Source organism: Leisingera sp. F5 (assembly GCF_001593695.1).
On the sequence record NZ_LUKH01000002.1, the window covers coordinates 98,215 to 114,873 of the forward strand.

General features: G+C 61.9%; 20 protein-coding genes. 7 read left to right on the top strand and 13 right to left on the bottom strand.

Translation table 11 applies throughout. From position 1 onward, the window contains the following. Positions 1 to 179: 179 nt before the first annotated feature. From A2I95_RS42490 to A2I95_RS01800, 6 genes are all read right to left on the bottom strand, one after another. Positions 180 to 539 (bottom strand): hypothetical protein, encoded by a 360-nt coding sequence (locus A2I95_RS42490; RefSeq protein WP_367150628.1) that lies wholly within the window; start codon positions 537 to 539, stop codon positions 180 to 182. Beyond that, the gene (locus A2I95_RS01780; protein WP_291727187.1) at positions 509 to 664 is read right to left on the bottom strand and encodes a hypothetical protein; all 156 of its coding nucleotides are present in this window, start codon (positions 662 to 664) and stop codon (positions 509 to 511) included. Before A2I95_RS01780 ends, A2I95_RS42490 begins: the two co-directional genes overlap by 31 nt. A 145-nt stretch (positions 665 to 809) precedes the next feature. After that, entirely contained in the window at positions 810 to 1,547 is a 738-nt protein-coding gene (locus tag A2I95_RS01785; RefSeq protein WP_291727189.1) for an SDR family oxidoreductase, read from the bottom strand. Continuing rightward, positions 1,544 to 2,872, bottom strand: coding sequence for an FAD-binding oxidoreductase (locus A2I95_RS01790; protein ID WP_291727191.1), 1,329 nt, complete (start codon positions 2,870 to 2,872; stop codon positions 1,544 to 1,546). The genes A2I95_RS01785 and A2I95_RS01790 overlap by 4 nt, the downstream gene beginning before the upstream one ends. Continuing rightward, positions 2,869 to 3,288 (bottom strand): GtrA family protein, encoded by a 420-nt coding sequence (locus tag A2I95_RS01795; protein ID WP_291727193.1) that lies wholly within the window; start codon positions 3,286 to 3,288, stop codon positions 2,869 to 2,871. The genes A2I95_RS01790 and A2I95_RS01795 overlap by 4 nt, the downstream gene beginning before the upstream one ends. Next, positions 3,285 to 3,512, bottom strand: coding sequence for a hypothetical protein (locus tag A2I95_RS01800; RefSeq protein ID WP_291727195.1), 228 nt, complete (start codon positions 3,510 to 3,512; stop codon positions 3,285 to 3,287). The genes A2I95_RS01795 and A2I95_RS01800 overlap by 4 nt, the downstream gene beginning before the upstream one ends. Positions 3,513 to 3,688: 176 nt before the next feature. Between A2I95_RS01800 and A2I95_RS01805 the strand changes: the two genes are divergently transcribed. Next, positions 3,689 to 5,095, top strand: a complete 1,407-nt coding sequence (locus A2I95_RS01805; RefSeq protein ID WP_291727197.1) for a hypothetical protein — start codon at positions 3,689 to 3,691, stop codon at positions 5,093 to 5,095. 94 nt (positions 5,096 to 5,189) lie between these two features. Here A2I95_RS01805 and A2I95_RS01810 read toward each other — a convergent pair whose 3' ends face one another. Then, positions 5,190 to 5,453, bottom strand: a complete 264-nt coding sequence (locus tag A2I95_RS01810; protein ID WP_024089791.1) for a DUF2312 domain-containing protein — start codon at positions 5,451 to 5,453, stop codon at positions 5,190 to 5,192. Positions 5,454 to 5,646: 193 nt separating this feature from the next. Between A2I95_RS01810 and A2I95_RS01815 the strand changes: the two genes are divergently transcribed. Then, positions 5,647 to 5,865 carry a hypothetical protein gene (locus A2I95_RS01815; RefSeq protein ID WP_024089790.1) on the top strand — a complete coding sequence of 73 codons (219 nt, stop codon included), beginning with the start codon at positions 5,647 to 5,649 and terminating at the stop codon, positions 5,863 to 5,865. Positions 5,866 to 5,894: 29 nt separating this feature from the next. On the opposite strand, the gene A2I95_RS01820 is transcribed toward A2I95_RS01815, so the two are convergent. Then, on the bottom strand, positions 5,895 to 6,110 hold the full coding sequence (locus A2I95_RS01820) for a hypothetical protein (RefSeq protein ID WP_027259243.1): 216 nt from the start codon (positions 6,108 to 6,110) through the stop codon (positions 5,895 to 5,897). A gap of 293 nt (positions 6,111 to 6,403) precedes the next feature. Here A2I95_RS01820 and A2I95_RS01825 point away from each other — a divergent pair, with 293 nt between their 5' ends. Genes A2I95_RS01825 through A2I95_RS01840 form a run of 4 tightly spaced genes read left to right on the top strand, consistent with a single transcriptional unit; the run spans position 6,404 to position 8,589 of the window. Continuing rightward, a complete protein-coding gene (locus A2I95_RS01825) occupies positions 6,404 to 7,267 on the top strand; it encodes an MBL fold metallo-hydrolase (RefSeq protein WP_291727204.1) in 864 nt (287 codons plus the stop codon). Positions 7,268 to 7,289: 22 nt separating this feature from the next. Continuing rightward, positions 7,290 to 7,718, top strand: coding sequence for a YeeE/YedE family protein (locus tag A2I95_RS01830; RefSeq protein WP_291727206.1), 429 nt, complete (start codon positions 7,290 to 7,292; stop codon positions 7,716 to 7,718). Beyond that, a complete protein-coding gene (locus tag A2I95_RS01835) occupies positions 7,718 to 8,152 on the top strand; it encodes a DUF6691 family protein (RefSeq protein ID WP_291727207.1) in 435 nt (144 codons plus the stop codon). The genes A2I95_RS01830 and A2I95_RS01835 overlap by 1 nt, the downstream gene beginning before the upstream one ends. A gap of 11 nt (positions 8,153 to 8,163) precedes the next feature. Beyond that, positions 8,164 to 8,589, top strand: coding sequence for a TIGR01244 family sulfur transferase (locus A2I95_RS01840; RefSeq protein ID WP_291727209.1), 426 nt, complete (start codon positions 8,164 to 8,166; stop codon positions 8,587 to 8,589). 266 nt (positions 8,590 to 8,855) lie between these two features. On the opposite strand, the gene A2I95_RS01845 is transcribed toward A2I95_RS01840, so the two are convergent. The 5 genes from A2I95_RS01845 to A2I95_RS01865 form a co-directional block, all read right to left on the bottom strand. Continuing rightward, positions 8,856 to 10,199: a FliM/FliN family flagellar motor C-terminal domain-containing protein gene (locus A2I95_RS01845; protein ID WP_291727211.1), complete on the bottom strand. Its 1,344-nt coding sequence runs from the start codon at positions 10,197 to 10,199 to the stop codon at positions 8,856 to 8,858. 84 nt (positions 10,200 to 10,283) lie between these two features. Further along, positions 10,284 to 12,962 carry an ATP-binding protein gene (locus A2I95_RS01850; protein WP_291727213.1) on the bottom strand — a complete coding sequence of 893 codons (2,679 nt, stop codon included), beginning with the start codon at positions 12,960 to 12,962 and terminating at the stop codon, positions 10,284 to 10,286. Next, complete coding sequence (locus tag A2I95_RS01855) at positions 12,962 to 13,294, bottom strand: hypothetical protein (RefSeq protein ID WP_291727215.1); 333 nt, start codon at positions 13,292 to 13,294, stop codon at positions 12,962 to 12,964. Before A2I95_RS01855 ends, A2I95_RS01850 begins: the two co-directional genes overlap by 1 nt. 7 nt (positions 13,295 to 13,301) lie before the next feature. Next, positions 13,302 to 13,682, bottom strand: coding sequence for a response regulator (locus tag A2I95_RS01860; protein WP_291727217.1), 381 nt, complete (start codon positions 13,680 to 13,682; stop codon positions 13,302 to 13,304). Between the two features lie 92 nt (positions 13,683 to 13,774). Then, positions 13,775 to 15,073, bottom strand: a complete 1,299-nt coding sequence (locus A2I95_RS01865; protein WP_291727219.1) for a helix-turn-helix domain-containing protein — start codon at positions 15,071 to 15,073, stop codon at positions 13,775 to 13,777. A 231-nt stretch (positions 15,074 to 15,304) separates the two neighbouring features. Between A2I95_RS01865 and A2I95_RS01870 the strand changes: the two genes are divergently transcribed. Then, the gene (locus tag A2I95_RS01870) at positions 15,305 to 16,651 is read left to right on the top strand and encodes an ABC transporter substrate-binding protein (RefSeq protein WP_291727221.1); all 1,347 of its coding nucleotides are present in this window, start codon (positions 15,305 to 15,307) and stop codon (positions 16,649 to 16,651) included. Positions 16,652 to 16,659 lie beyond the last annotated feature (8 nt).

The window sequence follows — 16,659 nt, forward strand, 5'->3', positions numbered from 1 at the left end:
TCCGGCTGGCGCATTCAAATCGAGGACAAGCCCGTCTTCTTCAAACAAAAGCGCCTCGACCCCAAGGAGCGTGTCAGTTCCCTGTTCCCCCTCGACGCCCGTGCGCGATGTGATGTAAGCTTTGCCGCGGCCGCCGTTGTAGCGGCTCAGATCAAGGTCATAATCCTGAAAGCTTCCACTCAGCACCACGGTGTCATAGCCGCGCCCGGCGTTGACGTAGTCATCGCCCGCGCCGCTGCTGATCCGGTCATCCCCGTCGCCGGTCTAGATGCGGTCATTGCCACCGCCGGTAGAAATCTCATTGCCGCCGTTCCCGGTTTTGGTGCTGTCGGCGCCGTCCTCGGTTTCAATTGCATTTTGCCCGTGTCCAGCCTTGATCTTGTTGTGCCGCCAAGTGACGTGATCGTGTTGTTGCCGTCTCCAAGCTGGATTGCATCCTTGCCGGCGCCAGTCTGAACCGTGTTGTTGCCGTGACCCGCTTTGACCGCATTGTCACCGCCGCCAGCGTCTATTTTGTTGTTGCCGGCCCCGGCATCAATTCTGTTATTCCATCCCCGGCAAGGATCTTGTTATGGTCTGCGCCCGCCAGAATAACATAATGCTCGTCGTCCGCCAGAATCCGGTCACCCCTGCTGGTGCCGGTAATGCTCTTTGTGCTGTTCATAATCCCACTCTGAAGCCACCCGGCTGTGACGCTATCCGGCCAGCCCTTTCGAGAGTGTTAAGGATAAATGATCAATTCTATACAACCAAGGACTGCAAGCCGGTAATTGAAATGGAAAATCGATCCAAAGAAGGGTCGCCCGTGCTCAGATACTTGTCTTCTTAAAGATCGCTTCGGGAATGTTACAGATAATCAGCATGATCAGCTGCCAAACAGGCCGCACGTACACAACATTCCGGCCTTTGGATGCGGCGGCGGTAATGGCATTTGCCACCTCTTCAGGCTGAGCGGTCAGTTTGGCCGGCAAGTCCATGCCTTCGGTCATTTGCGTGGCGACAAACCCGGGCAGCACGGTGACAACATGAACGCCCTTGCGGGCCAGCCTGTTTCGAAGCCCGGACAAAAAAGCGGTAAAGCCGGCCTTGGCCGCCCCATAGACATAATTGGATGCTCTGCCGCGCTCGCCTGCGACTGAACTGATCCCCACCAGCGTACCGGTGCCGCGCTGCTCAAAACGGTTGGCGAGAACCGCCAGAATGCTTGCCGGCCCCTCGAAATTGCTGCGCAGCACCTGGGCTGCTTGCAGGGGCGTCTGTTCGCTTTCCGCCTGATCGCCCATGTAACCGACAGCGCAAACGGCTATGCCCGGCAGCTCAGGCAGTGCATCAGCAAAACCCTCGTGATCTTCCAGCGCCAGCGCATCGAAATCATGCAGGCTCACCGGCACGCCATGGCGCAGCTCAAGATCCGTTTTTTCAGCCCCGAGCGTGTCTGCCCGGCGGGCGGCCAACTGCACAGGATGCCCTTGTGCGGCAAAAGCATGGGCCACGGCCAGGCCGATGTCCGAACGGGCGCCAAGGATCAGAACAGGGGGTTTGGTCATAGCGAAAGCCTTTGCGATTGTGCGGACTGAAAAGACGGGTGCAGCCCGGAAGATTGCCGCATTCCGGTGAAGCCCGCAGCCCTGGGGTCCGCCGTTCGCAAGGTATCCGCGTGCATCCGGCTGTCCTTGGCCAGGTAAAACCGGCCGCCATGGGCGATGGTGATCCGGTCCAGGTCCTCCATCAGCGCCAGGCTGCGGGGGTTGACAGGGAAATCCAGCGCCAGTGTGTAGCCTTCCATTGGAAAGGAGAACGGGCTGTCCTGCGGTCCCAGCCGCTTGAGCACCGCCAGGAAAGAGCCCTGCCCGGCGGCCGAGATCGCCTGCAGCAACCCGCGCAGGCCGCGCCGGGCGCTGTCGAGCGGAAGCACGCATTGAAACTGGGCAAAACCCTTGCGCCCGTAAATCCGGTTCCAGCCAAGCAATGCATCGAGCGGGAAAAAGTAGCGGTTCCAGTCGGCAATCAACATCCCGGCCTTACGGGCGCCTGCCCAGTAGTAGGCGGAATTGAAGGCACGGACACTGAAGCGGTTCAGAAAAAATGAAGGGAACACCGGCGGCACCTGCCGGGTCTTTGCACTGGCGATGGCATAGGGGGTGGCCGCCTGTTGCGCGCTCAGGTCCTGTAACTCCGCATGTTCGCCCAGCATAACCAGCGAGCGGCCCAGCGTGCTGCCTTCCGACAGGCAATCGATCCATGCCACCGAATAGGTTGCGCTGGCCGACCGCTCGAAGAGTTCGATCGCGGCATCCAGATTTGCAGCCGGCTGTGTCTGCTGCCGGATCCAGGCCGACGGCACCGCCCGCAGCCTGATCGCGGCCCTGACAATGATCCCGGTGAGCCCCATGCCGCCAGCAGTCCAGCCGAACAATTCGCTGTTCTCCTGCGCCGAACAACGGCGCAGCGTGCCGTCTGGCCCCATGACATCCACCCAGTCCAGGCAATTGCGGAAACTGCCCTCCTTATGGTGGTTCTTACCATGCACATCCGCCGCGATCGCTCCGCCAAGGGTCACAAACTTGGTGCCCGGCACCACTGCCGGAAACCAGCCGCACGGCAGGAAGGCCGAGATGATATCGCCCAGCAACACCCCGCTTTCAGCAACCAATTGCCCGGTTTCTGCGTCAAACGAGATCATCCGGTTGAAATGCCGCATGTGCAATGTCGCCGGCAGGCCGATAGCGCTGTCGCCATAAGCGCGGCCATTGCCGCGGGCGATGACCGAGGAGTTACCGGAGATCAGGGTTTGCAGCTCTGCCTCGTTGCGGGGGGCCAGAAGCTGTGCCCGGGCCACCGGGTAATTGCCCCAGCCTGACAGCATTATCATTCCGCCTCCCTCTCGCTTCTGGTGAACACAAAATGCCGGTCCAGCTGGTATTTCACCGTATAGCCGACCACCAGCCCGAGAATAGCCCCGGCCTCGCGCGCGGCATCCGTGCCCCAAGTAATCCAGAACAGCGTTTCCGTGATCCAGAACACTGCTGTGGTTGCGACCCCCATCAAGGCATACAGCGAAAATGTCCGCCCCTGATGCTTGAGGCCGCTATGCTGATCAAAAAAGATCCAACGCTTATCCAGCAGGTATTTCACAACCAGCCCAGCAAGGGTGCCCGCCACCATGGCGGCGGTGAAATGTGCAGCACCTTCCCCCAATTGCAGGACCGCACGCTGGGTGGCGAGGTTGACCGCCGTGGCAACAACCGCAAAGACGGTGTAGCGGACCAGAAGCTGCTGCAAGGTCATGGCATACTGCTCCAGACTGCAACCACCAGCAGCGTCACAGCGCCCGGCAGAAGCGCGGCCCGCCCCTGAAAGCGCGCACTTGCCGAGGTGAACGGGCTCTTCCAATCCCGCCCGAAGGAGGACCAGAAGCTTTCATACAGGATGTTGCTGCGCCGCAGCGTGCCATCCAAATCGGCGGCAAGCATACCGGGCTGGCCGGCCATAAGCGATGAATCTGTCGTCAAATGAAATCAACCGAAGGATGCTTTTACTTCCGGTTCGATTTGTATCAGCACCATCACTTTTTGGCTAGGAGTCAAACTGCCCGCTGCCTGGCCCGCCTTGCCCGCCGGAACGCGCAGGGAATTTCAAACTGCGCCGGAATAACCTATAAGAGCATAAAAAAACATTGAGGACGGGCATGACATTTCATTCGAATCCTTCCGCCAAGCCGACCGCACGTGCATCAGACAGCGCTGCGCTGCTGCGTGAGACAGCGCTGTTTGCGCTGGCGGCAGCTGTCATCATCCTGGCCTCCAGGCTGCTGGCAGCCGGCCTGCTCGACATTCGTCCCGATCCCATTCACTTGGACGGTTCCTACCAGCACCTCCCGGCGCAGCAGTTGCACGACGGGTTGCTGGATGCCCTGCTCACCCTGCACTCCCAGCCTCCGTTCTGGAATTTTCTGCTGGGGATCACCGCCAAGGCCTGCGGCGCGCAAAGCGAATGCATGATCCAGCTGATCTGGAACAGCCACCTGGTGCTGAGCGTGCTGACCGCCGCCTGCATGTTTGCGGCTCTGCGCCTGATGGCGCAATCGCGACGCCTGGCCTGGCTGCTGCCCCTGGCCTATATCCTGTCGCCCGCCGTGTTCTATTATGAGAACTTCATTCTCTATGCGCATTTCACCTCAGCGCTATTTGCCCTGTCCTGCCTGTGCGCCCTGCTGTTTCTGAGGACGCAAAGGACGCTCTATTTCCTGCAATTCTGCGCCTGCCTTGCGGTGCTGTCGCTGACCTGGACGCTGTTCCACCCGATCTACATCCTGCTGGTGGCCGGGCTGCTGCTGTTCAAGACCGCAGCGAACCCTGCCCGTTTGATCATCCTGGCCCTGGCGCTGGTTGTTACGCTGCTGCCGTCGGTGAAGAACAAGGCGGTGTTCGGCATCTTCAGCTCCGGCAGCTGGCTTGGCCTCAATGCGTCGCAAACCGCGCCTGAGCCGGTCGAAGGCTGCTCATTCAAAACATTTGCCGAAGTCCACGGGCTGATCGGCCAGCATACCGGCACAGCGCTGAATGATCCGCGGATGATCCCCTATTCCAAGACCTGCCTGAAGAAATCGATCGAGGTCATCGCGGCCAGCCCGGTGCAATATGCGGCCGGCGTCGCGGTGCGGGCTTCCACCAGCCTGTCGCTGTGGCCGAACGAATATTTTTACCCGCCACTGAACTGGGACCGTTTCCCAAAGCTCCCCGACACCAAGCGGGTGCTGACGGCGGACAATAAGATCATAATCGATCCCAGCCTGTCCCGCTTCCTGACCCTGGCGCTGAACCTGTTCGCGCTGATCGCGCTGGCGGAACTTGCCCGCCGGGATCACGACCGCGCGCGCCGGGCCTTCTTTCAGGTAATGCTGCTGTCGGCGGTGCTGTTCTTGGGCGTGGCCCATGCGGTGAACGGGCCGGAACAGGAGCGTATGAGATACACGCTGCACCCGTTGTTCTGGGGGCTTTATGCGGTGGTGTTCCAAGAGGCTGGCCGGCGTGTGCGACGGCTGGCCCGGCGCTCCCGGATGAACCCCTTGCCAGAGACTGGCAGCTCGCAATAGGCCCGAAGGCTCAGCATCAGCAGGCTGGTGCCGCAAGCGGGCAAACCCCTCCGGCACCAGCGGAAACTCACGCGGGACCGCGGCCCCGCAGGGCTTACATGCCCAGGGCTTCCTTATACATTTCCAGCACCGCTTCTTCTTCGTCGATGTCGTTCTGATCGCGCTTTCGCAGGGCTATGATCTTACGCATGACCTTGGTGTCATAGCCGCGTGCTTTGGCTTCAGCCATCACTTCTTTCTGCTGTTCGGCGATGGTCTTCTTTTCTTCGTCCAAACGCTCGAACCGTTCGATGAACTGGCGCAGTTCGCCAGCGGTCACACGGTAGTTTTCGCTTTTTTCGTCTTCGGTGATATCCATCTGCGGCTCCGTCGGCACATGCTGTCAATTGCTGTCGGAGCAAGGGGATAGCGCCCCGCCCGCTGCGCCGCAAGCAAGGAAAACCGCAGAGGCCCGCCAAGCGGCAAAAACCGGCGCCCGCCCCCTCGCAGCTTGCGCACAAAGCCGGGATCGGCTAGGCGCGGCGCAGCGCGAAAACCGCAGGAGCACGCAAATGTTCGAACTCATCGTCTGGGCCGGAGCCGCCTTGTCCATCGCCGGTCTGCTGGGCCTGGTCTGGTGCATTGTCCGCGTCGCGCGCGCGCGACGCCAAAAACTGGACGACGAAGCCCTGCGTGCAGTAGTGCAATCGGTGCTGCCCTACAATCTGGGCGCCCTGTTGCTGTCAGTTCTGGGGCTGATGCTGGTTATGACGGGCATTTTCCTGGGCTGAAGCCTGGGACGCCCTGCCTGACAGACCGGCTAGACCGGCATATTGTCAAACATCTCCTCCACCGCCTCTTCGCACAGTGCGGCCTCCAACCGGCGGAACCGGCCTGGCACCGCAGCACCCGTCTTGCGCATGTGATCCAGCAACCGGATGAACTCAGGCCGCATGGCAAGCCGGGCGGTTCCGGTCTCTCCAAGAATCCGGGTTTCCAGATTCTCGACGGTGTGCAGCAGATCTTCTTGTGTCATTGGCAGTCCTCCCTGGATCATGATGAGGTTATGCTGGTATTTCACAACAGCCGCGTGAAGGCCCGCAGAATTTAGGCACACGACCGCCTATTTGTGCAAATTTACCGGCCGGTTGATGATTTTGCAGGTGTCACCCGCGCCTGCCAAGCATACTGCAGCGCAACATTGCCCTGCCTTGACACGGGTCAACTGGCTGCGATGATTTCAACGGAGCCATCGGTCTGCGCACCGGCGTCCTTGAAACACATTCTCTAATCAATATATGATTATCCAATATCAAGGGAGAGCAACAGATGACCCCCGCCGTCAAGGCCTTCTTCGACGAAGCCACTAACACCGTTTCTTATGTGGTGCGTGAACCTGAGGGCTCCGCCTGTGCCATTATCGACTCTGTGCTGGACTACGACCAGGCGGCCGGGCGCACCGGCACGGCATCAGCGGATGCCATCATTGCCTGGATCAAGAAGGAAGGCCTGCGGACAGAGTGGATCCTGGAAAGCCATGTGCATGCCGACCATCTGTCTGCCGCGCCTTATCTGCAAGACCGGCTGGGCGGCAAAATCGGCATTGGTGCCCAGATTACCGTGATTCAGGACACCTTCGGCAGAATCTTTAATGAAGGCACCGAATTTCAGCGCGACGGCAGCCAGTTCGACCGCCTGTACCGTGAAGGCGATGTATTCATGATCGGCCAGATGCGCGGCGAAGTGCTGCACACGCCGGGCCACACGCCCGCCTGCCTGACCTATGTGATCGGGGACGCGGCCTTTGTCGGCGATACGCTGTTCATGCCTGATTTCGGCACCGCCCGCTGTGACTTTCCCGGCGGGTCTTCAACCGATTTATATAATTCGATCCAAAAAATCCTGGCGCTGCCTGACAACACCCGCATCTTTGTCGGCCATGATTACAAGGCACCGGGCCGCGATGATTACGCCTGGGAAACCACCGTAGGCGAACAGAAGGCGCTGAACGTGCATATAGGCGAAGGGCGCAGCATCGAGGAATTCACCCGAATGCGCGACGCCCGTGATGCGACCTTGGGCATGCCGCGTCTGATCCTGCCGTCGCTGCAGGTGAATATGCGCGCGGGCCAGATGCCGGAACCGGATGATCAGGGCGATGTCTTTCTGAAAATCCCGGTCAACAAGATCTGACCGGAACAGGCGGAAGATGATCATGGAAACGGATTGGATTTGGGGCCTGGGCGGCGGCCTGCTGATAGGGCTTGGCGGTGCGGTTTACCTGTTGGGCAACGGCCGGATCATGGGTGCCAGCGGTATCCTGGGCGGGCTGCTGGATGGCAGCGGCCGAAACACTGCGGTTGAGCGGACCGCTTTCATTGCCGGGGTGATTGCGATGCCGCTGCTGATTGGCCTGCTGGCGGGGGCTGCCCCGGAGACCCATGTCACCTCCAATGCCGCACTGCTGATCCTTGCCGGGCTGCTGGTGGGGCTGGGCACCCGCGTGGCCAACGGCTGCACCTCGGGTCATGGGGTCTGCGGCATCTCCCGGCTGTCCTTGCGGGGCATCACGGCAACTGGGATCTACATGCTGGCCGGTATTCTGACACTGGCGATCCTGCGCCAAATCCCGGGGATGATTTGATGCTGCGGATTTTTCTGGCGCTGGTTGCAGGCAGCCTGTTTGGCACAGGTCTGATGCTGTCAGGCATGACAGACACCGCCAAAGTACTGGGCTGGCTGGATATCTTTGGCAGTTGGGACCCAACCCTTGCCTTTGTGATGGGCGGCGCGCTGCTGCCAATGGCCTTGGCTTGGCGGCTGATAGAGGGGCGCAAGCCCGCGGCCGGCGGCAGCTTCCCTGCACCGCCGCAAACAGAGCTGGACCGGCGGCTGATCATGGGCTCTGTTCTGTTTGGCGCGGGCTGGGGCCTGGCGGGGCTTTGCCCTGGCCCCGCAATGGCCTCGCTCAGCTATAACGGCTGGCAGGGCGCGCTGTTCCTGGCGGCGATGGCCTGCGGCATGATGGCCGCGCCCTGGCTCAGCCGGCATCTGGACCGGCGCGCTGCAAACGCGTAAAGACTCAGGATATGGATGCACGCGTAATCACCCCCCGCTATTCGGTCTCGCCGCAGATCTCGGCTGAGGACCTGCCCGCCATTGCCGGCGCCGGCTTCAAGACAGTGATCTGCAACCGGCCCGACGCGGAAGTGCCGCCCAGCCATCAGGCAGAGGCGATCCGCGCAGCCGCCGAAGCCGCCGGGCTGCGGTTCGAGGTTCTGCCGCTCACCCATCAGACCATGACACCCGAGAACGCAGCCCGCCAGCGGGCGCTGTATGAAAGCTGCGAAGGCCCGGTATTGGCCTATTGCGCGTCCGGCACCCGCTGTTCGGTGGTCTGGGCGCTCAGCCAGGCCTGCGATATGTGCGCCGACGACATTCTGCAAAAAACCGCGGCTGCCGGCTATCAGCTGGACGGGTTGCGGCCAGCACTGGATTCGCTTGCTGACAATTAATCCTGTGAAAATACTGCCTGCGTGAAACAGTGCAGGCAGCAGCCAAGCCGTTGGCCAGCGCAGGAAACCCGTATCCCGCCAATTCTGATCATCCCTGGGCGCAGCACCGTACTTCAACGGCACTAGGAACCTGCCCTGGATAGTTGTGCAGGCTGCCTACGGTCTGAAACGGCTAAGAGGGTATGGCTGCTCGCGGCGCTTCGCGGCAAAGGTCCTAGGTTCCAGGGCGGATTGGTGGCCGCGCACAGCGCTGAGAACATAATAGATCAGTTGTTTCCTGGCAGTGCGCCGTCCAGCCCGGCCAATTGCGAGATTTCTGCCGCCGCATCCCCTGGTTCAAAATCCCCCAAGTCGACCGCAGGAAGATCAGGCAAGTCAGGCAACCCGCCGTCCAGCCCATCCATGCCCAATGCGCCATCGTCGCCGAGACCTGGCAAGTCCATTGCGCCCATTCCACCCATAGCGTCATCCAAGCCGCCCATGCCGCCGTCAAAACCGCCGTCACCCAGTGCGGGAAGCCCATCGCCGTCCATACCAAAACCGCCGCCGCCCAGTCCCGGTGCCGCTTCCAATGCAGGCAAGCCCGCGTCCTCCATCGGGTCCTGCAGGCCCTGCGCGGCAATTCCCATATCGAGTGCGGGAGGTCCGCCGCCCATCAGATCGGTGCCTGCCCCGTCGGAGAACCCCATTCCGTCTGCCCCGGTATCGCCTGCCAGCCTGGCCCCGGACTGATTCAGCCGGACCGCACGCGCCCCGTTCATTTGGCCCAGGCGTCCCTGCGCAATCGACTGACCGCCAATGGTCAGCAGGTCGGTTTCATACAGATAGGCGGAATCCAGCGGCAGCGAATCGCCGACCTTGAGGCCGGCAAAATCCCTCAAAGGCACCCGCATCTTGCACAAAACAGCCGACAGCTCCGCCCGGATTGCCCCCAGGTTGCGGCCCAGAGATGGACCTTGCGCACCGTTTCCCTGGCCGTCCTGCAGCTCTTCGGCAGTGGGTTCCGGAAGAATCAGCTTCATCACGCCCTGCATGGCGCCGCAGGCCAGGTCCAGGTTCAGCTCGATCACCCGGTAATCCTCAGCCTCCATGCCCAGCACCAGGCTGCGCACATTTTCAACCTGCGCGCCAAAGCGGTAACCGGTGAAGATTGTCTGGTCCGCGTGCCCGTCCAGCATCGCGAACACTTTGGCAAAGGTGCGCTCCAGAAACTCTGCCGTCATGGCTGCATCTGTCGGGGTATAGTGACGCTCGTCCGGTGCTTTGCCCATCACCGTGCCGATGGTCTGCTGCTGGATCAGCGCAGTCACCGTGGCCGCATCCATGCTGGCCGCACCCATTCTGCCATGCGGGCAGTCCAGCACCACCAGAAGATCCTTATCGGACAGCTGGTCAGCCAAATCTTCGGGAATGCGGTTGGATTGCCGGGCAGCCAGAACTGCCACCGGCAGACCGCACAGGTCCGCAGCCGCCCGCGCAACCGACCGGCGCAAAGCCTTCAGCGTCAGGGAGCTGGCAAGCGCCCCAACGCCTTCCTTTGTCGCTGCCAGCTTGCGTGCAAGCACACCCTGCTTGCCGCTGCCTGCCTCTGCTGCTTCTATTTCAGACATAGGCTGTTTAACCTGCCCCTTGCACGTCCCGTTTCCACGGTTTTACCCGAAAGGAGGTTAACAACTCCTGTACTTCAGGCCAGGTTACGCAGCCTTTTCGCCTGCCGCGGGTAAGGAAACCCGGAATGCGCCGCCGCCGTGCCCCGGCAGATAGGAAACATTGCCGCCCAGCCGTTGCATGACTTCCCGGCAGATTGCCAGGCCAAGCCCGGCCCCGCCTGCCCGCTCAGGGCTAACACGCGAGAATTTCTCGAAAATCATCTGTTGAAATTCTGCCGGCACGCCGCTGCCGTTGTCGGTGAAATCGATCTGCAGCCACCCGCTGGTTGCAGAGGCGGAAATAGACAGTTCCGGCTCCGCGGCATCGCAATACTTCTGGGCATTGGCGATCAGGTTGATAAAGACCTGCGCCAGCCGGTCGAGGTCGGAGGATATCCGGACCCCTTCCGTTGCGGGATTGCGGCGGACCTTGAGCGGACGGTCCGATCCCGCCAGTGCAGCGGCAACCGCGTGGTCCAGCACGTCCGGCAGGGCGCCCGCCGACATGTTAAGGCTCACTTGGCCGTTCTCCAGCACGCTGAGATCCAGAAGATCGTTGAGCAGCCGGGTCAGCCGCAGCGTTTCGTCATGGATGATCCCGGCGTAGTGGCGCTGATCCTGCGCACTCAGCTGCCCGTCATCGCGCAGAATTTCCGAAAACGCCCGGATCGAGGTCATCGGCGTGCGCAGCTCATGGCTGACCTGGCTAAGGAAGGCGTCCTTTTGCTCGGAGATTTGCGTAAGCTTCTCGTTTGTTTCCCGCAGCTTGCGGGCAGTCGCTGTCAGCTCTGCCGATTGCGTCTCCAAGCGGCTGGAATACTCCAGCATCTGGGCGGTTTCATCCGCAACTGCCAGCAGATCCGAAACCGAAACCGAGGAGCCGCCGGCGATCTGGCCAATCATCGCATGTGCTGCCGCCGCGCCGATGGAGGCGCTCAGCTCGCGCTCTAACCGTTCCAGAAAGGCCGGTGTCGGCTCCGGCAGCGGGCCGCGGCCGCCCTGCCGCAGCCGCTCGCGCTGAAAGAACGCTTGCGCTTCCCCAGCACCCAGAATCCGCTGCGACATGATCATCAGGTCTTCGCATTGCGCCACCGATCCGGTCCAGCCGCGCGGGCCGGCGGAATGATCAAAGACATTGACGAATTGCGCGCCCTGCAGCCGCTCCAGCGGGCTGGGGAAGCTCATCAGCGACACCAGGCAGAACACCAGGGCATTCAGACTCATAGACCACATCACCGCATGGACCGTCGGATCCATCCCTTCGATCCCGAACAGCGCCTCCGGGCGCAGCCAGCTGAGGCCAAACAGACCATCGCGCAGGATATGCTCGGGTAAGAGCCCGCCGCCCAATGCCGGCAGCAGCATGGTATAAAGCCAGATGGCAAACCCCACCGACAGCCCGGCAAGGGCGCCGCTGCGGGTGGCGCCGCGCCAGAACAGCCCGCCGACCAGCGCGGGCAGGATCTGTGCCACCCCGGCAAAGGAGATGAGGCCGATTGCGGCCAGCGCCGCGGCACCGCCGGACAGGTGGTAATAAAAATACCCTAGCGCCATGATCACTGCGATCGATACCCGGCGCGACAGCAGCACCACATCGCGCACATCGCCCGAAACCGACGCCCGGCGGTTCTGCAGCCGCAGCCAGACCGGCATCACGATGTGGTTCGACACCATCGTCGAAAGTGCCATGGCCGCCACAATCACCATTGACGTGGCCGAGGAAAACCCGCCTAGAAAAGACAGGACTGCCAATCCCTGCTGCCCCTGCTGCAGCGGCACTGTCAGCACAAACATGTCCGGGTTGGCGCCTGCGGGCAGCAGCTCCAGACCCACCGCAGCGATGGGCACCACAAACATCGAAATCAGCAGCAAATAGAGCGGAAACGCCCAGGAAGCGATCCGCAAATGCCGCTCATCCTCGTTCTCCACCACCATCACCTGGAACATCCGCGGCAGGCAGACAAAGGCCGCCGCGGCCAGAAAGGTGACGGTGGCCCAGCGGCTGCCATCGACGTTCCATTGACCGATCTGCGAGGCGTCTATCCTCTGCAGCGTCTCACCCACACCGCCGGCAACGCCCCAAACCACAAAAACCCCAACCGCCAGCAGTGCCGCCAGTTTGACGATGGCCTCCAGCGCCACCGCGGTCACAACCCCGTGGTGGCGTTCATTGGCGTTCAGATTGCGGGTGCCGAACAGAATGGCAAAAACCGCCAGTCCCGCCGCCACCCAGAACACCGTGTAGGTCTCATTATGGCTGCGCAGCGGGTCGGCCTCGGCGAATATGGCAAAGGACAGCGTGACGGATTGCAACTGCAGCGAAATATAGGGCGTGACGCCAATCACCGCGAGGATCGTCACGCCGGCCGCCAGCAGGTTCGACTTGCCGTAACGCGACGACAACAGGTCGGCGATAGACGTGATCCGCTGGCTGCGCCCGATCCGCACCAGTTTGCGCAGGCCCCACCACCATCCGATCATCACCAGCGAGGGGCCAAGGTAGATCGTCACGAACTCCAGACCTGACCGCGCCGCATAGCCAACTGCACCGTAAAAAGTCCAGGCGGTGCAATAGATTGACAGCGACAGCGTGTAGATCAGCGGCGAGCGCATCCAGGCGGCGCTTTTGCCGCGGGTTGCCATCCGGTCGGCCCAGAAGGCAATGAAGAACAGAAACGCCACATAGGCGAGACAGACAACCGCAAGCACATTCAGCGAGGCCATCAGCGGTCCTCCGCTCCGTCCGGAGACCCTGCCCCGTCCGGCCCGCCGCCGGTCCAATGATCGGCCCAACGCTGCACTGCGAGGCTGAAGGCAAAACAGGCGCCGATCAGCCCTGCCCAAACCGCAAACACATAGATGATGGCGGTCGACATGCTCACCCCGTCCCGCGCGGCGGGGTGGGTGGAGGCTTCGGGCCACAACAGCGGCAGCGCCAGCAGCAATGCGCCCAGAACCGGCAGCAGGCGGGCAATGTCCATCAGCCTGCGGCGGCGGTAGGTCTGGCGTTCCGCGCGGGTGCCCGTCTGCTCTTCTGCGCCGCCGTCCCGGATCATCCCAGCATTATCCCTGGCCGGCCTGGGCGTGCAGGTCGCGCACCGCCGTCAGCACTTCGGCATTGGAGAAGGGTTTGGTCATAAACCGTGTCACCCCGGCCTTTTCCGCCATTTCCCGGTCGCGCATCTGGCCCCGGGCCGTCAGCATCAGCACCGGCAGTGCGCCCATGCCACCCTCGGTGCGCAGCTCGCGCACGATCTCCAATCCGCTTTTGCCCGGCAGCATAAGGTCCAGAATCACCAGATCGGGATTGGCATCGCGGATCACCTCCACCGCAGTGGCGCCATCGGTATGCGCATCCACGCTCCAGCCGTCCCGCATCAGCAGAAACCGGATGGCCTCGGTGATATTCGGCTCGTCTTCGATCAGAACAACATGCCTGCCCATCAGCAGAATTTCCTCCCGGCGCTGCCCGCCGGCCGGGCCGGTCCGCAGACGCATTCATTTTTGTGCAGATTAGCCCCGCGGCTGTGCGGCTGTCAAAACTCTTCCTTCAGGATCGAGGGCTCGCGCCGTGCCGGACAGCCTTGGCGCGGACAGATCCGGCAACTGGCGCCCACCAGCTGCGGATCTTCGGCATCCTTGGCACCGGGCAGGATCAGCATAACCGCCCGGTACATGGGATCGGCGCCAAAATCCGGCATCTCCTGCGGCCAGGCCACCGCCATGCAGTCAAAGGCCGCCGCAGTGCGCCCCTGCTGCAGCACATTGCGCCGCACCGGGACATTCGGATGCACCAGCGCGGTGTACAGCGGCCATAGCGGACAGGACGCCCCGAACCGCGGCATCGCGAATCCGGTCACAGGCTTGCGGAACACTAGCGTGCCAGAGGCATCGCAGACCACCAGCCCGGCCTCTTGCCCCAGCACCTCCTCCGGAAGTGCTGCCAAACGGCGCAGCACGGCAGAAAGCCCGCATGCAAAGCGGCGTGCGATCGCCACCGGGGCAACCCCGTTTGCCTGGATTTCCTGCGCCAGCGCCTGCAGCGGCATGGCCCGGGCATCTGCCTGGTATTGCGTCAAGGCGGCCTGCGCCAGACTGCGGGCCGCCGGGCTTGTCAATGCAGGGGCAGTCCGGATCAGCTGCTCGGCACCAGCAGAGCCATCTTCAAGTGCAGGAAAGTGAAACCCGTTTTCCTGAAAGAAGACTTCGGCCTCTTCTTGCGGCATTCCGCGGCGGTCGTCGCTGGTGTCGCCCTCATCCAGAAAATTCACCAGTGCCCGGCTGCTCTCCGACAGGCGCAGGGAATCTTCGTTAAGGTTCTTGTGGAACCGGTCGCGCCACTCCGGCTCCAGCTCGCCGGTTTCCGCCAGGATCGACGCGGTGGAGCGGATCGCCGCCGCGGTCGACAGCACCTCATGCACCGAGGCCGCCAGATTGGGGTCATGGGTCAGCCGGTCCGACAGGGTTTCCACCGTGCGCTCCAGCGTGGCAATACGGCGATGACCGGTTGCCAGAACCTCGGCCCAGCCGGGAAACCGGCCCGCAAATTCATCAACCCGGTCCAGTTCAGCCACCGGCACGCCGCTGTCCGCCGCCGCCTCCCGCAGGGTAGAGATCAGCGCCGCCTCCGCACCCTCGCTCAGCATCGAAGGCTCCACCCCCAGAACTCCAGCGATATCAACCAGCAGCTTGCCGCCGATTCTGCGCCGGTTGTGTTCGATCAGGTTGAGGTAGGAAGCCGAAATCCCTGCCTCACGCGCCAGTTCTGCCTGGCGCATTCCAAGGATCAGCCGGCGTTCGCGGATCCGGCTGCCGGTCAGGGTATCGCGTGCCATTGTGCGAGGCCTCCCAAAACACTGTCATTTCAACAGCTTTCTGCGTTGCAATATAAGATAATTTACAGAACGCCAATGAATACTGTTCAGTTATTTACAGAATTTTCAAGCAATAAAAGGGATTTATTGCCTGACTTTACATAGCGCGCCCATACTGATTTTGCACGCAACGTGCTGGTGTCTCGCAGAAGTGAGGAGCTGCAAGGCACCATTCATATTAGGGAGGAATACATGTCTGAATTTGACGCATCGCGCCGCAGAGTCTTAAAGACCGGCGCAATCGCAGGCGCCGGTGTGGCGCTGCCAACAATCTTTACCGCCTCTTCCGCCGCGGCCTTTACCAATGAGCCGACCGGCGGCACCGTCACCCTGGGCTTCAATGTGCCCCAGACCGGCCCCTACGCTGATGAGGGCGCCGACGAACTGCGCGCCTATGAGCTGGCGGTCGAGCATCTGAACGGCGGCGGCGACGGCGGCATGATGAACACCTTCAGCTCCAAGGCGCTGCAAGGGAACGGCATCCTGGGCAAGAAGGTGGAATATGTCACCGGCGACACCCAAACCAAATCTGACGCCGCCCGCGCCTCTGCCAAATCGATGATTGAAAAAGACGGCGCAGTGATGATCACCGGCGGATCGTCCTCGGGCGTTGCCATCGCGGTGCAGGGCCTCTGCCAGGAGGCAGGTGTTATCTTCATGGCTGGCCTCACGCATTCGAACGACACCACCGGCAAAGACAAGAAGGCCAATGGTTTCCGCCACTTCTTCAATGGCTACATGTCGGGTGCGGCGCTGGCCCCAGTGCTGAAGAACCTCTATGGCACCGACCGCACCGCCTATCACCTGACCGCTGATTACACATGGGGCTGGACCCAGGAAGAATCGATTGCCGCCGCCACCGAGGCGCTGGGCTGGAACACGGTGAACAAGGTCCGCACGCCGCTGGCCGCGACCGACTTCTCCTCCTATATCGCGCCAGTTCTGAACTCTGGCGCCGACGTGCTGGTACTGAACCACTATGGCGGCAACATGGTGAACTCGCTGACCAACGCGGTGCAGTTCGGCCTGCGCGACAAAGTGGTGAACGGCAAGAACTTCGAGATCGTGGTGCCGCTCTATTCCCGCCTGATGGCCAAGGGCGCGGGCGCCAACGTGAAAGGCATCCATGGCTCGACCAACTGGCACTGGACGCTGCAGGATGAAGGCTCCAAGGCCTTTGTGAAATCCTTCGGCACCAAATACGGCTTCCCGCCGAGCCAGGCGGCGCATACCACTTACTGCCAGACACTGCTGTATGCGGATGCGGTGGAGCGTGCGGGCACCTTCAATCCCTGCGGCGTTGCGGAAGCGCTGGAAGGGTTTGAATTCGACGGGCTGGGCAACGGCAAGACCCTGTACCGCGCCGAAGATCACCAGTGTTTCAAGGACGTTTTGGTGGTGCGCGGCAAGGAGAACCCGACATCGGAGTTCGACCTTCTGGAAGTGGTCGAGGTCACTCCGCGTGCGCAGGTGGAATACGCACCGGACCACCCGATGTTTGCCGGCGGCCAGCTGGGCTCCTGCAACCCGGGCGCCTAAGCCTCGCG

Excerpts from the sequence above, each read along its gene's own strand:
- A2I95_RS01780 (WP_291727187.1), bottom strand. The coding sequence starts at position 664 with ATGAACAGCACAAAGAGCATTACCGGCACCAGCAGGGGTGACCGGATT.
- A2I95_RS01785 (WP_291727189.1), bottom strand. The coding sequence starts at position 1,547 with ATGACCAAACCCCCTGTTCTGATCCTTGGCGCCCGTTCGGACATCGGC.
- A2I95_RS01790 (WP_291727191.1), bottom strand. The coding sequence starts at position 2,872 with ATGATAATGCTGTCAGGCTGGGGCAATTACCCGGTGGCCCGGGCACAG.
- A2I95_RS01795 (WP_291727193.1), bottom strand. The coding sequence starts at position 3,288 with ATGACCTTGCAGCAGCTTCTGGTCCGCTACACCGTCTTTGCGGTTGTT.
- A2I95_RS01805 (WP_291727197.1), top strand. The coding sequence starts at position 3,689 with ATGACATTTCATTCGAATCCTTCCGCCAAGCCGACCGCACGTGCATCA.
- A2I95_RS01810 (WP_024089791.1), bottom strand. The coding sequence starts at position 5,453 with ATGGATATCACCGAAGACGAAAAAAGCGAAAACTACCGTGTGACCGCT.
- A2I95_RS01815 (WP_024089790.1), top strand. The coding sequence starts at position 5,647 with ATGTTCGAACTCATCGTCTGGGCCGGAGCCGCCTTGTCCATCGCCGGT.
- A2I95_RS01820 (WP_027259243.1), bottom strand. The coding sequence starts at position 6,110 with ATGACACAAGAAGATCTGCTGCACACCGTCGAGAATCTGGAAACCCGG.
- A2I95_RS01825 (WP_291727204.1), top strand. The coding sequence starts at position 6,404 with ATGACCCCCGCCGTCAAGGCCTTCTTCGACGAAGCCACTAACACCGTT.
- A2I95_RS01830 (WP_291727206.1), top strand. The coding sequence starts at position 7,290 with ATGGAAACGGATTGGATTTGGGGCCTGGGCGGCGGCCTGCTGATAGGG.
- A2I95_RS01835 (WP_291727207.1), top strand. The coding sequence starts at position 7,718 with ATGCTGCGGATTTTTCTGGCGCTGGTTGCAGGCAGCCTGTTTGGCACA.
- A2I95_RS01840 (WP_291727209.1), top strand. The coding sequence starts at position 8,164 with ATGGATGCACGCGTAATCACCCCCCGCTATTCGGTCTCGCCGCAGATC.
- A2I95_RS01845 (WP_291727211.1), bottom strand. The coding sequence starts at position 10,199 with ATGTCTGAAATAGAAGCAGCAGAGGCAGGCAGCGGCAAGCAGGGTGTG.
- A2I95_RS01850 (WP_291727213.1), bottom strand. The coding sequence starts at position 12,962 with ATGGCCTCGCTGAATGTGCTTGCGGTTGTCTGTCTCGCCTATGTGGCG.
- A2I95_RS01855 (WP_291727215.1), bottom strand. The coding sequence starts at position 13,294 with ATGATCCGGGACGGCGGCGCAGAAGAGCAGACGGGCACCCGCGCGGAA.
- A2I95_RS01860 (WP_291727217.1), bottom strand. The coding sequence starts at position 13,682 with ATGGGCAGGCATGTTGTTCTGATCGAAGACGAGCCGAATATCACCGAG.
- A2I95_RS01865 (WP_291727219.1), bottom strand. The coding sequence starts at position 15,073 with ATGGCACGCGATACCCTGACCGGCAGCCGGATCCGCGAACGCCGGCTG.
- A2I95_RS01870 (WP_291727221.1), top strand. The coding sequence starts at position 15,305 with ATGTCTGAATTTGACGCATCGCGCCGCAGAGTCTTAAAGACCGGCGCA.